The organism is Flavobacterium pectinovorum (genome assembly GCF_900142715.1).
Lineage (GTDB): Bacteria > Bacteroidota > Bacteroidia > Flavobacteriales > Flavobacteriaceae > Flavobacterium > Flavobacterium pectinovorum.
On the sequence record NZ_FRBX01000003.1, the window covers coordinates 58,468 to 73,147 of the forward strand.

10 protein-coding genes are annotated in these 14,680 nt (G+C 35.4%); 3 read left to right on the forward strand and 7 right to left on the reverse strand.

Annotated elements, in window-relative coordinates; all coding sequences use genetic code 11:
* The first annotated feature begins 59 nt into the window (after nucleotides 1–59).
* From BUE22_RS10950 to BUE22_RS10960, 3 genes are all read left to right on the forward strand, one after another.
* Nucleotides 60–6,122, forward strand: coding sequence for an HYR-like domain-containing protein (locus BUE22_RS10950; protein ID WP_073395078.1), 6,063 nt, complete (start codon nucleotides 60–62; stop codon nucleotides 6,120–6,122).
* A 151-nt stretch (nucleotides 6,123–6,273) separates the two neighbouring features.
* A complete protein-coding gene (locus tag BUE22_RS10955; RefSeq protein ID WP_073395079.1) occupies nucleotides 6,274–7,191 on the forward strand; it encodes a PorP/SprF family type IX secretion system membrane protein in 918 nt (305 codons plus the stop codon).
* 11 nt (nucleotides 7,192–7,202) lie between these two features.
* Complete coding sequence (locus BUE22_RS10960) at nucleotides 7,203–9,128, forward strand: OmpA family protein (protein WP_073395080.1); 1,926 nt, start codon at nucleotides 7,203–7,205, stop codon at nucleotides 9,126–9,128.
* A 125-nt stretch (nucleotides 9,129–9,253) separates the two neighbouring features.
* On the opposite strand, the gene BUE22_RS10965 is transcribed toward BUE22_RS10960, so the two are convergent.
* The 7 genes from BUE22_RS10965 to pyrR all read right to left on the reverse strand — a co-directional run bounded on the left by BUE22_RS10965 (nucleotide 9,254) and on the right by pyrR (nucleotide 14,568).
* Nucleotides 9,254–9,757, reverse strand: a complete 504-nt coding sequence (locus BUE22_RS10965) for a CAP domain-containing protein (RefSeq protein ID WP_073395081.1) — start codon at nucleotides 9,755–9,757, stop codon at nucleotides 9,254–9,256.
* Nucleotides 9,758–9,925: 168 nt separating this feature from the next.
* A complete protein-coding gene (gene pdxH, locus BUE22_RS10970; protein WP_073395082.1) occupies nucleotides 9,926–10,570 on the reverse strand; it encodes a pyridoxamine 5'-phosphate oxidase in 645 nt (214 codons plus the stop codon).
* A 154-nt stretch (nucleotides 10,571–10,724) separates the two neighbouring features.
* On the reverse strand, nucleotides 10,725–11,630 hold the full coding sequence (locus tag BUE22_RS10975) for a ribonuclease Z (protein ID WP_073395083.1): 906 nt from the start codon (nucleotides 11,628–11,630) through the stop codon (nucleotides 10,725–10,727).
* 138 nt (nucleotides 11,631–11,768) lie between these two features.
* Nucleotides 11,769–12,101 carry a ribonuclease Z gene (locus tag BUE22_RS10980; RefSeq protein ID WP_073395084.1) on the reverse strand — a complete coding sequence of 111 codons (333 nt, stop codon included), beginning with the start codon at nucleotides 12,099–12,101 and terminating at the stop codon, nucleotides 11,769–11,771.
* Nucleotides 12,102–12,257: 156 nt separating this feature from the next.
* Nucleotides 12,258–13,184, reverse strand: coding sequence for an aspartate carbamoyltransferase catalytic subunit (locus tag BUE22_RS10985; RefSeq protein WP_029273654.1), 927 nt, complete (start codon nucleotides 13,182–13,184; stop codon nucleotides 12,258–12,260).
* A gap of 49 nt (nucleotides 13,185–13,233) precedes the next feature.
* The gene (locus BUE22_RS10990; protein ID WP_073395085.1) at nucleotides 13,234–13,875 is read right to left on the reverse strand and encodes a DUF6891 domain-containing protein; all 642 of its coding nucleotides are present in this window, start codon (nucleotides 13,873–13,875) and stop codon (nucleotides 13,234–13,236) included.
* Between the two features lie 153 nt (nucleotides 13,876–14,028).
* Entirely contained in the window at nucleotides 14,029–14,568 is a 540-nt protein-coding gene (gene pyrR, locus BUE22_RS10995; RefSeq protein WP_042565016.1) for a bifunctional pyr operon transcriptional regulator/uracil phosphoribosyltransferase PyrR, read from the reverse strand.
* Between the last annotated feature and the right edge of the window lie 112 nt (nucleotides 14,569–14,680).

The following is a 14,680-nucleotide window of genomic DNA, read 5'->3' on the forward strand; positions in this document are numbered from 1 at the left end:
ATATTGATTAAAAAGATAAAAAATCTCAATAAAATAATAATGTTTAAAAAATAGAGATTATGAAAAACATTACTTCTTTTTTTAAAAATATTAATATTAAGAGCGTTTTGATAACGTTGCTTTTACTATTTAATATCCACTTTTCGTTTTCACAAGTAGATTTGAGAACATGCGGTTTTGACTGCACCTCCAACAATTACACTTTGACAGATGTATATTTAAGCCTTTCTAATGTAAATGGAGATCCAATAACAAATACTACCTGTACTATCGGGCAAGTGCAACAGGTATATATTTACCTTAATTATTCCTCGAATTCAAATTCAAGTATACACTTTGCACGGTTAAATTCTGATTTGACTATAAACGGAGTTACAACTTTTTTGAATGTATTGCTTGGAACTATTGTTCCGGGAAGTAACAAAAAGTTATTGTATGGGCCATTTAACTGGACTTGCGGTGAAGAATTAGGTCTTACCAATACCATAATAGCATGGAAAACGAACAGTAATAATGATCCTGGTCCAAATTATCAATGTGGCAGTTTTACAAACTCACAATGTGATTTTACAAATTCGTTTATTATCTCTAAACCATTAGCTGTTCAATTTACTTACAAGGCTTGTAAAGTTGGTGCAAACACAACAGTTACTTTTACCTCTACAACCAATGGAGGTAAAACACCATACACCTACGCCTGGGATTTTCAAAACAATGGCGGTTTACCAGATTCAACTTTACCAAATCCGACGTATACTTATACGACTTCGAATAACACGGCAAAATTAACTGTTACGGACTCACAAAATATATCAAATTCATATACACTCCAGATAATTGAGCCAACAGAATTGATGTTAAGTGAATCTCATACTAATGTAGGCTGTAGCGGAGGCACATCGACTATAACGTTGACAGCAACAGGAGGAACTCCTGCCTACACTTACTTATGGAATACAGGTGCAACAACTAAAGATTTGCAAAATGTACCACCCGGCACTTATACTGTTACGGTTACAGATAGTAACAGTTGTACTAAACAGCTTTCTGTGACTATAACAAGCGGAGATCTAATTAAGCCAATTATTGATCCGCTACCAGCTACTTCTACAATTAATTGTCCGGATTTACCTGTGTTTACTCAGGCTACAGCCAGTGATAATAGTGGTACAGTAACCTCATTAACATATGTAGATGTAAATACACCCGGATCTTGTACCGGCACATACTCTATTACCAGAACCTGGACAGCAAAAGATGCCTGCAATAATATATCGCTTCCGGTAAGTCAAACTATAAATGTTGTAGATACTACAGCACCAATCTGGACAACTCTTGCCACTTCTCTTGATGTAACACTTGAGTGCAATGACACATCTGGATTGGTAACAGCGCAAAACCAAGCGCCAATAGCAACTGATAATTGTTCTACAGTAACTTATACTAAAACTAGCGGAAACTTTGTTGCAGGCTCTTGTGCTAATTCCGGAACTTATACTAATACGTGGGTTGCCGAAGATGCCTGTTTGAATAGCTCAACTACTTTCACGCAAATAATCACAATTCAGGATACTTCTGCTCCAACCTGGACAACAACTTCAAATGCATTAAATATAACTTTGCAATGCAGTGATGTTATAGGGATTTCAAACGCTCAAAACCAAGCTCCGGTTGCGACCGATAATTGTGGAGGAACTGTAACTTACACTAAAACCAGCGGAATTTTTGTTGCCGGTTCTTGTGTTAATTCTGGAACTTATACCAATACATGGGTTGCCAATGACGTATGTCTGAATACTTCTACCACTTTTACGCAAGTGATAACAATTATTGACAATACCCCTCCAACCTGGACAACAGCTTCAAATGCATTGAACGTAACTTTACAATGCAGTGATGCTGCAGGAATTTCAAACGCTCAAAATCAAGCTCCGGTTGCGACCGATAATTGCGGAGGAACTGTAACTTACACTAAAACCAGCGGAATTTTTGTTGCCGGTTCTTGTGTTAATTCTGGAACTTATACCAATACATGGGTTGCCAATGATGTATGTTTGAATACTTCTGCCACTTTTACACAAGTGATAACAATTATTGATGATACAGCTCCGATTTGGGCAACAGCTTCAAATACACTAAATGTGACTTTGCAATGTAGTGATACTGCAGGATTAACAGCTGCGCAAAACCAAGCTCCGGTTGCGACCGATAATTGTGGAGGAACTGTAACGTACACTAAAATCAGCGGAATTTTTGTTGCCGGTTCTTGTGTTAATTCCGGAACTTATACCAATACATGGGTTGCCAATGATGTTTGTTTAAATACTTCTACCACTTTTACACAAGTAATTACTATTGAAGATACCACAAAACCAACATGGACTACACAAACCGCTTCTTTAGATGCAACTTTAGAATGTAGCGATTTATCTGGTTTGGCTTCCGCGCAGGCACTATTTCCAACAGCTTCTGATTTATGTGATGCTGATGTTTTGAATGTTGTAAAAACCACCGGGCAGTTTATAGCTTCAGGTTCTTGTTCGAATGCGGGAACATATACCAATACATGGACCGTTACGGACGATTGCGGAAATGTTTCTGATATTTTTTTCCAAGTGATTACAATTGAAGATACTACAAAACCAACATGGACTACGCAAACCGCTTCTTTGGATGCAACTTTAGAATGCAGCGATTTATCTGCTTTGGCTTCCGCGCAAGCGTTATTCCCAACAGCTTCTGATTTGTGTGATACTGATGTTTTGAATATTGTAAAAATCAGCGGACAGTTTGTAGCTTCGGGTTCTTGTTCGAATGCGGGAACGTATACCAATACATGGACCGTTACGGACGATTGCGGAAATGTTTCTGATATTTTTTTCCAAGTAATTACAATTGAAGATACTACAAAACCAACATGGACAACACAAATCGCTTCTTTAGATGCAACTTTAGAATGCAGTGATTTAAGTGCTTTGGCTTCCGCGCAAGCGTTATTCCCAACGGCTTCAGATTTGTGTGATGCTGATGTTTTGAATGTTGTAAAAACCAGCGGACAGTTTATAGCTTCAGGTTCTTGTTCGAATGCGGGAACATATACCAATACATGGACGGTTACGGATGATTGCGGAAATATCTCTGATACTTTCACTCAAGTAATTACGATTCAGGATACTACAAAACCAACATGGACAACAACTGCTAATGAATTAGACTTAACTTTAGAATGCAGCGACTTATCTGCTTTAGCATCCGCGCAAGCGTTATTCCCAACGGCTTCAGATTTGTGCGATGCCGATGTTTTGAATGTTGTAAAAACCAGCGGACAGTTTGTAGCTTCAGGCTCTTGTTCGAATGCGGGAACGTATACCAATACTTGGACAGTTACGGACGATTGCGGAAATATCTCTGATACTTTTACTCAGGTAATTACTATTCAGGACACTACAAAACCAACATGGACTACACAAACCGCTTCTTTAGATGCAACTTTAGAATGCAGCGACTTAACTGCTTTGGCTTCCGCGCAAGCGTTATTTCCAACAGCATCAGATTTATGCGATGCCGATGTTTTGAATATTGTAAAAATCAGCGGACAGTTTATAGCTTCAGGTTCTTGTTCGAATGCGGGAACATATACCAATACATGGACAGTTACGGACGATTGCGGAAATGTTTCTGATATTTTTACTCAGGTAATTACTATTGAAGATACTACAAAACCAACATGGACAACAACTGCTAATGAATTAGACTTAACTTTAGAATGCAGTGATTTATCTGCCTTGGCTTCCGCGCAAGCGTTATTCCCAACAGCTTCTGATTTGTGTGATGCAGATGTTTTGAATGTCGTAAAAATCAGCGGACAGTTTGTAGCTTCAGGTTCTTGTTCGAATGCAGGAACGTATACCAATACATGGACAGTTACCGACGATTGCGGAAATGTCTCTGACACTTTCACTCAGGTAATTACGATTCAAGACACTACAAAACCAACATGGACTACACAAACCGCTTCTTTGGATGCAACTTTAGAATGCAGCGAATTATCTGCTTTGGCGTCCGCGCAAGCGTTATTCCCAACAGCTTCTGATTTATGCGATGCCGATGTTTTGAATATTGTAAAAACCAACGGACAGTTTATAGCTTCAGGTTCTTGTTCGAATGCGGGAACGTATACCAATACATGGACAGTTACGGATGATTGCGGAAATGTCTCTGATACTTTTACTCAGGTAATTACGATTCAGGATACTACAAAACCAAGCTGGACTACGCAAACCGCTTCTTTAGATGCAACTTTAGAATGTAGCGATTTATCTGCTTTGGCTTCCGCGCAAGCGTTATTCCCAACAGCTTCAGATTTGTGTGATGCAGATGTTTTGAACATTGCAAAAACCAGCGGACAGTTTGTAGCTTCAGGTTCTTGTTCGAATGCAGGAACGTATACCAATACTTGGACAGTTACGGACGATTGTGGAAATATCTCTGATACTTTTACTCAGGTAATTACGATTCAGGATACTACAAAACCAAGCTGGACTACGCAAACCGCTTCTTTAGATGCAACTTTAGAATGTAGCGATTTATCTGCTTTGGCATCCGCGCAAGCGTTATTCCCAACAGCTTCTGATTTATGTGATGCCGATGTTTTGAATGTTGTAAAAACCACCGGGCAGTTTATAGCTTCAGGTTTTTGTTCGAATGCGGGAACATATACCAATACATGGACAGTTACAGATGATTGCGGAAATGTTTCTGATACTTTTACTCAGGTAATTACGATTCAGGATACTACAAAACCAATATTTAGCGGAGATCTTCCAACTGATATTACGGTTTCTTGCGATGCCGTTCCTGAACCAGCTGATATGAATGTTGCAGATAATTGCAATTTAGGTTTACCAGTTGTATTTTCTGAAATTAAAAGTGATATTCAAAATGAATGTGCTTCTAATTATACTTTGACACGTCAATGGACAACAAGTGATTGTGCCGGAAACACGACTTCATTTACTCAAATTATTACAGTAAGAGATACGACTCCGCCAACAGGAACTGCTCCAGCAGATGTTGCAGGTTTACAAAGTATTACAGATATTCCGTTAGCAAATTCACAAGACATAACAGATGCCGCTGATAACTGCAGTCAAAACGTAACTATTACAATTAATGATACTAATAATGGAGCTTCTGGCTGCGAAGGAAATGCTTATATCCTGACAAGAACTTATACTTTGATGGATTGTGCAGGTAATAAAACCGATTTAATACAAACTTTTACTGTAGAAAATAAAATTTCAGTTTCAGGAATTGCTTCTGCTATTACTTGTTTTGGCGGAGATAATGGTTCAATTCTGGTTACAAATACGGCAGGCTCAACTGTTGTTATTACAAACGAAGAAAATGAAATTGTTGGAAATTCTAATTTACCAGCCGGAACATATACCTTAACAGCTTCTTTTCCGGTTAATGAAAACCAAACTTGTTCTGCAACAGCAACAGTAATTATTACACAGCCAAGTTCTCCAAATGAAGTAACAACTATATCAACTCAGGCTTGCGCCGACGATTCCAGTCTTATTAATTTATTAACACTCTTGCCGGTAAACACAAGTGCAACCGGAAACTGGATCGATAAAAATAACAGTAATGCATTGCAAGGCAACATTTTCAATCCGTTTGGTTTGGCACTGGGCAATTATTTGTTAGAATATCAAATTACCGATGAAATTTGTCCACGAAGCATTCTTCTAAATATGGAGATCAATAATGATTGTCAAGTTTTAGCTTGTGGAAATGTTATAATACACAACGCTTTTTCTCCTAACGGAGATGGAATAAACGATGCTTTTAAAATTGACAGTATTGATGACCTGACATGTTATCCTGAAAATACAGTTGAAATTTATAATCGATGGGGAATATTAGTATTCGAAACTGTTAATTACAATAACACAACGAATGCATTCGACGGAACTTCCAGAGGCAGAACAACTGTTAAACAATCAGAAGGATTGCCAACCGGAACTTATTTTTATATCATTAATTATAAATCTCTAGACGGGAATAATATAATTCAATCAAATAAAAAAGATGGGTTTTTATATTTATCGAAGTAATAAAAAAGATAATTAACTGTATAACAAACTTTTATACGGATTTTAAATATATTTAATAAAAAAAATCCGTATTTTTGAGTATGTAATCTGCAGTTTAATCTTAGGTTTTTACTTCCAAAAAAAATCAATAGTAATTTAATAAACATCTACTATGAGAGCAAAATTACCATCCTTAGTCATAATGTTTGTATCCTTTGTAAGTTTTGCACAGCAAGATGCGCAGTTTACACAATACATGTATAATACCATAAATATTAACCCTGCGTATGCGGGTTCTCGCGGAGCGTTAAGCATTTTCGGGTTGTATCGTACGCAATGGGTTGGACTAGACGGGGCACCGGAAACCAGTAGTTTTTCTGCCAACACACCTATAAACAATTCTAATTTAGGAATTGGACTTTCTTTGGTTAACGATAAAATAGGGCCTACAAATGAGAATAGCTTCTCTGTAGATCTCTCTTACACGGTTCAGACATCTGCTGATTTTAAACTTTCTTTTGGTATCAAGGGAACAGCTAATTTATTCAATCTGGATATCAGTAAATTAAATCCGGAAGATCAGGGAGATCCACAATTTCAGGATCTTGACAATAAATTTTCTCCCAATGTTGGAGCCGGAGTTTATTGGCATTCTGATAAGGCTTATATCGGATTATCTGTTCCTAACTTTATCGAAACCAATCGTTATGATGATAATGACATCGCTATTTACAAAGATAAAATCAATTATTATTTAATGGGAGGTTATGTATTTGATCTTGATAAGTATCAGTACATTAAATTTAAACCGGCAGTTTTGGCCAAAATGGTAGAAGGTGCACCCCTGCAAGTTGATGTATCCGCCAATTTTATGTTTATAGATAAATTTGTGCTTGGCGTTGCCTATAGATGGAGTGCTTCTGTAAGTGCCATGGCCGGATTTCAGATCACAGATGGTCTTTATATAGGGTATGGTTACGATCGTGAAACTACGAACCTGAACAACTATAATTCAGGATCGCATGAGATATTTATTAGATATGAGTTTATCAAAAAGAACAACAAGATAACCAGCCCACGTTTCTTCTAAAAATATTTATTATGAAAAATTTTATACTCTTTTACATAACCATTTTTAGTTTTGTTGCATTAGAGGGCAATGCCCAGCAGGCAAAAATAAAGGCAGCCAATAAAGATTACGACACCTATGCTTACATCGATGTGATAAAAACTTATGAGAAAGTAGCGCTTAAAGGTTACAAATCTGAAGATATGTTTAGAAAACTGGGAGATTCCTATTATTTTAATTCAGAATTTGAAGGTGCAGCAAAATGGTATGGCGAATTATTTGCCATGAATACAAATATCGAATCTGAATATTATTACAGATATGTCCAATCTTTAAGAGCAACAGGGCAAATTGATAAAGCTGATAAAATGATGAATGAATTTACTTCTAAATTTGAAAACGATACTCGCGGTAAACTCTACAAAGAAAATCCAAATTATATGGATCTGATAAAAGAAAATTCGGGACGTTATAAAATTGAAGATGCAGGTATCAATTCTAAATATTCAGATTATGGCACTTTTGTTTACAATAAAAAATTATACTTTACCTCAGCAAGAGATACCGGAAATTTTTCTAAACGAAAACATTCCTGGACCGGTGAACATTTCACTAATCTCTATGTATCTGATGTTGATTCTGCTAAAGTAAAAAAATTCAAAACTGCATTAAATTCTAAATTTCATGATGCCACTCCCATTTTTACAAAAGATGGTAAAACAGTTTATTTTACAAGAAATAATTACTTAGATGGAAAAAAAGGAAAAAACGAAAACAATACTACATTAGTAAAGCTTTACAAAGCTACTCTTGAAAACGACAAGTGGACAAATATAACCGCCTTACCTTTTACTAGTGACAATTATAGTACGGCGCATCCTGCACTTAGCCCGGATGAAAAAACACTATATTTTTCATCTGATATGCCTGGAACGTTAGGACAGTCTGATATTTTCAAAGTAGCCATAAATGATAACGGCGGAGGTTATGGTTCTCCCCAAAATTTAGGCCCAACAATTAATACTGAAGGGAAGGAAACATTTCCTTTTGTAACCAATGAAAAAGAAATCTACTTCTCCTCCGATGGTCGGCCGGGACTTGGTGGACTGGACGTTTATGTAGGTAAAATGGAAGATAACGGAGCGGTAAGTGAAATACAAAATATCGGTGCAGATGTCAATTCTCCAAAAGATGATTTTGCTTATATGATTGATCCGGTTTCCAGAAAAGGTTATTTTAGTTCTAACAAAATTGGCGGACATGGTTCTGATGATATCTACAAATTTCTGGAAACCCGAAAACTTCAATGTATTCAGGAATTAAACGGAATTATTACAGATGCAGAATCAGGAATAATATTACCGCGTACAAAAGTTACTTTATACGAAAATCAAGTAGTAAAAAATACTATTCTTTCTGATGCTGCCGGCTTTTATATCTTTCCTGTAGAATGTGGAAAAACTTATAATGTCAGAGCCGAAAAAGTAGATTACGCCACAAAAGAAGTTAGTATTACTATTGAAAAATTATCCGGAAAAACAAGTTTGCCAATAGCCTTAGATAAATCAAAATGCAAAGTCACAATTGGGGATGATCTGGGTAAATGTTTTGGAATAAAAATGATTTATTTTGATCTGGACAAATCCGATATTCGTACAGAAGCGGCTATTGATTTGGAGAAAATACTCGATGTATTAGATAGCCATCCTACAATGAAACTGGATATCCGCTCACACACAGATAGTCGACAAACACATAAATACAATGAAGCTTTGTCTAACCGAAGAGCAAAATCAACAATTGACTGGTTAATTAAAAATGGAATTAATGCAAACAGGCTGACCGGAAAAGGATTTGGAGAAACTCAGCTTGTTAACCAATGTTCAGACAATGTAATATGCACCGAAGAACAGCATCAGGCCAATAGACGAAGTGAATTCATTATCACTGCATTATAACAAAAAAAACAAGTGTAAAAAATTAAAAAGCTGTCTTTGGCCGAGACAGCTTTTTCTACAAAAAAAATCGTTGTAACTCAATAAAGAGCTACAACGACTAACTAAAAAACCAGTCCAATAAATCTTTATATTTTCGCGAATATATTTGTGTAATATTTTTTACCCGAAGCGTCTGTCGTTACCGCCAAACCAAAATGAGTATAATCTCCTTCGATGTTTTCTTTATGCCCTGCGCTGTCTAACCAGCCTTTTAAAACAGCTGCTGATGTTTGGTAGCCATAAGCAACATTTTCACCTACTTTTTTTGCGCCTAATAATTCCATGATATTCTCAGAACGTGCCACAAAATCATTATGATTCATGACATTATTTGCTATCATATATTTATTATGTTCTTCACTTTTATAAGAAATATGATTGATTCTTTCCAAAGGATTTAAACCAATACTTACTCTGTAATCGTTTATTAATTTCATGGTTTCCAACTCCGAATCATTGTAACTATAGCTAGTTATCAGAGTTTCTGTTGTCGTGCTACTATCTTGAGTTGCCTCGGCAGTGTCTGCAGTACATGAGTTCATTGTAATAAAAATTACAACGAACGTCATGATGCACATAATCTTTTTCATAATCAAAATGGTAGTTTAATTCTAAAGTAAATGTTGGGGCAAATGCTTTATATTTATTATGTGATAAATTCCTAATTCTGATTCAAACCTATTTAATTTATCGGTAAACTACAAAAATAATCGATGAAATGCATATTTTTAACTAAGAATAATATATTTTTCTTACAATTAAGAAGATAAACGCTCGATTTTCCATGAAAAATCAGACTGACTTTGATAACGAATTCTGTCATGCAACCTGTTCGGTCTTCCCTGCCAAAATTCAACTTCTAAAGGAGTTACTAAAAAGCCTCCCCAATTATCCGGACGCGGAATTGGTTTTCCTGCAAATTCTGTTTCTAATTTCTTTAGATTTTCTTCTAAAAAAGTTCTGGACGGGATTACTTCGCTCTGGTTGGAAACTATTGCGCCCAATTTACTTCCATCCGGACGAGAATCAAAATAACTATCGGATATGTTCTCAGACGTTCTCTGTGCAATTCCTTTAATAATTACCTGACGTTCCATTTCCTGCCAAAAAAAAGACAAACACACATGCGGGTTCGCTGCAATTGCTTTTCCTTTTTCAGAATTATAATTGGTGTAAAAAATAAAACCTTCTTCGGAGAATTTCTTTAACAGAACTACTCTCGATTTAGGAAATCCATCCAAACCAATTGTAGAAACTGTCATGGCGTTTACTTCTCCGTTTGAACCAAAATCTTCTACTTCATGAAACCATCTGTTGAAAAGATTAATTGGATCTTCGGGAATATTGCTTTCTAATAATTCGCTTTTTTCGTAAGACTTTCTATAATTGCTTAAATCGTTCATGATTATTAATTTTAGATTGTTGACTTTAGATTTTAGATTTCCTTTGGATTGTCTAAAATACTAAAGGTTATATTTTTATTTTAGATTTTTGTCCCGAAGCCTCGGGATAGCAACTCAAAAACTTAGTCACTTAGAATCTTAGAACCTCAGCACCTTAAAATTCAAAACTTCTCCCGTCATCACCCAAAAGTACATTTGGAAAAATAGTTTCTGCTTCTTCTTTAAAACGTTCAATTCCATCATATCTTGTAGAATAATGTCCTAAAATAAGTTGTTTTGCATTTGCTTTAAGCGCAATTGTTGCGGCTTCTTTTGCAGTTGAATGTAATGTTTTTAGTGCCAAAGGAGCTTCTGATTCTAAAAAAGTAGATTCGTGGTATAAAACATCTACATTTTCTATAATTGGAATTACAGCCTCGTTGTAAACTGTATCAGAACAAAATGCGTAACTCATTGGCGCAATTGGATCAAACGATAACTTTTCGTTTTCAATTACAGTTCCGTCATCAAGGGTAACATTTCCTCCGTTTTTTATTTTTTGATAATAAGCCGTGTGAATACCGTATTGTTGAACGGCATCGACATTTAGTTTTCTTTCAGCAGGTTTTTCCTGAAATAAAAATCCGTTGGTATAAACGCGATGTTTGAGCGGAATCGTTTTTACAATCACTCTGTTATCTTCAAAAATTACTTCACTTTTATCTGATTCCAGTTCATGAAAAAACAAATCATAAGTCGTCCAGGAATTTGATAATCGCAGTTGCAAAGTAATAATTTCCTTAACTCCTTTTGGTCCGTAAATATGAAGATCTGCAGTTCTGCCTAAAAGTGCAAAAGTCGAAATAGTTCCTATTAATCCAAAAAAATGATCACCATGCAAATGCGAAATAAAAATGTGATTAATTTTTGAGAATTTAATCTTGTTTTTACGCAATTGTACCTGAGTTCCTTCGCCACAATCAATTAAAAACAATCTGTTCTTAATTTCTAAAACCTGCGAAGTCGGGTTGGTAATTGTTCTGGGAGTTGCTGCATAACAGCCAAGTATGGTTAATTTCATTTTAGATTTTAGATTGATGATTTTAGATTACAGACTGTAGATTTTTAGATTGGAAAAATTTTAGCATTAAAATCTACGATCTAAAATCAGAAATCTATATTCCAATATTAAAAAAATCTAAAATCTGAACTCTAAAATCTAAAATCCAAGGTCTCTCTCGATTTCTTCCATTTCGATAATATCGTGTGCTTCTAAAAGCGAAGGAACCACGGCAAGTTTATCAGAAATAGCATTAAAATCAAGATCAGAAACTACAATAATAAAGGATTTTTTTGCTTTTTTTTGTTGTTTCGAAAGTGGTAAAAAAAGTTTTACATCACTTTCGGTCAATTTATCATCAGCTGATAAATCAATTATAATATTTTGTTTTTCAAAGGTTTTAAATTGCTGCGTGACTTTTTCCAGAAAAGATTTAAAATCTCCCTGAGTATCTTTAATTGTAACGGTATGTCCTTTTTGATCTACTTTCATTTTATAATTTTGAGGCTAGTATAAAAATTGATTTCTTAAGCTAAGGTACGAAGTTTTTTTAGTTTTAATTTTTGTTTCAGGTTTCAAGTTTCAAGTTTGCCAAGCTAAACGTTCCAAAATCTTGAAACCTGAAACCTGAAACTAAAAAAACTAATTTTATTGAATCTTAGACGCCAAAAGATAAATTACTGCCATTCTGATGGCTACTCCATTTTCTACCTGATTTAGAATTACAGAATGATCAGAATCAGCCACTTCAGAAGTAATCTCTACTCCCCTGTTTATTGGTCCCGGGTGCATGATTACGATTTCTTTTCCAAGAGAATCCAAAAGTGGTTTATCTACTCCGTATTGCTGAGCGTATTCTCTTGTTGAAGGAAAGAAATTCACATCCATACGTTCGTTTTGTACACGAAGCATGTTCGCAACGTCACACCATTCTAATGCTTTTCGCAAGTTTGGTTCAACCGTAACACCAAGTGATTCAATGTATCTCGGAATCAATGTTTTTGGTCCGCAAACTTTAACTTCGGCGCCTTGCATCTGCAAAGCATATATGTTTGAAAGCGCTACACGCGAGTGCAGAATATCACCTACAATAACAACTTTTTTTCCGGCAACATCGCCTAGTTTTTCTCGGATTGAATAACTGTCTAACAAAGCCTGAGTTGGATGCTCGTGTGCTCCGTCTCCGGCATTTACGATACTGGCTTTGACATTTTTAGATAAAAAATAAGCCGCTCCGGGATTGGAGTGGCGCATTACAACCATGTCAACTTTCATGGAAAGGATATTGTTAACAGTATCTATTAAAGTTTCTCCTTTTTTAACCGAAGATTGTGCGGCAGAAAAACTAATAACATCTGCAGATAATCGTTTCTGCGCTAACTCAAACGAAAGTTTGGTTCTTGTACTGTTTTCAAAAAATATATTGGCAATCGTAATATCTCGTAATGAAGGAACTTTTTTAATGGGTCTGTTAATGACTTCTTTAAAATGATCTGCCGTTTCAAAAATTAGGTTAATATCATTCTCGTTGATGTATTTAATTCCTAATAAATGATTTACGCTTAATTCTTTCATTTTTGTTTCTTTAATATTATTTGTCAATGCTTCTTTAACGAGAAGCTGTTTATTGAATCATTCTGTCTACAACTTCACTATAATCCTGGAGATCTCTCGCATCTTCATCAAAAATCTTCTGCCATCTGAAACCCGGAATTTCAATTTTAGTTCTTGCAGAGCCATCCCATTTTATTTTAAAATCGTTATTGATTAAAACTTCGGCAACTCTTTTTCCAACTTCTATTGTAACCGCATCATCAGCATTATCAACTTTCTGAAAAGCGATATACAAACCCGGATCTTCAATAGCAATTGCTCTGGCCAAATCTTGTTCGTGATAAAAACAATAACCATCAGACTCTACTTCATTTTCCTGCAAATCTCTTTCAACCTCAACTACTTCATATTCACCATCGGTTGTCGTATAACCTGCATTATGTAGTGCAATGATATTTTCATCACATAATTCATCAAACGCATTTATAAGCTTTTCAGTATCTGTTGGGCTTTTCCATTGTTTACTTTCTGCAAGTAACTTTTGGTACTCTTCTCTTATTTTATCAAAAGCCCATTCTTCTGAGATTTCGTCTGCAAATTCGTTGTCCTCGATTTCTTCTATGATATTTTCCTGAATTTCATCAAGAGAAAGAAATCCCATTCTAACCTGATTAAAAATTGATTCATAAATAAACTTTTCGTTCTCTGTCATTCTTTATTGTTTATTCGTTTATTTGTTAAATCGTTTATTTGTTAATTGTTTATTCTTTTTTTTTCGATTAAACGGTTAAACGATTTACCCGATTAAACTTTTTTATAATCATCTCATTTTCCGATTTAACAATTAACCGATTTAACGGTTAAACTAATTGGTTATTAGGTAAACGGCATCTTCGCCTTCATTTTCCTTCCAGCTTACTTTTACTTTTTCATTATTTATGGCATCTACCTGACGGCCGCGATAATCGGGCTGAATAGGCAAATTACGGCTAAAACGTCTGTCTATTAACACTAACAATTCGATTTCTGATGGTCGCCCAAAAGACTGAATTGCGGTTAAAGCAGAACGAATACTGCGTCCGGTAAACAAAACGTCATCGATAAAAATGACTTTCTTGTTTTCGACTATAAAATTGATTTGAGTTTTATTGGCTTCAAGCGGTTTATCTGTACGACGAAAATCATCTCTAAAAAAAGTGATGTCTAAATATCCTAAAGGAACTTCAGGAGTTTGGTATTCGTTCTCTAAAATTTGTTTTAAACGTTCAGCTAAAAAAACCCCTCTTGGCTGGATTCCGACTAAAATAGTATCAGAGAAATCCAGGTGTTTTTCGATTAACTGACAAGCCAAACGATGGAGTATGATAGTAACTTCTTTTGAATTAAGTAATACTTTTTGGCTCATAATTAAGTGTAATGTTTGGTTGGGCAAATATACGAAATCAGAATTTATTTGTTGGGGTGTTGAGTGGGGAAATATTTTTTTTTGGAATTGGTGGGAATGTTGGTGTTGAAAA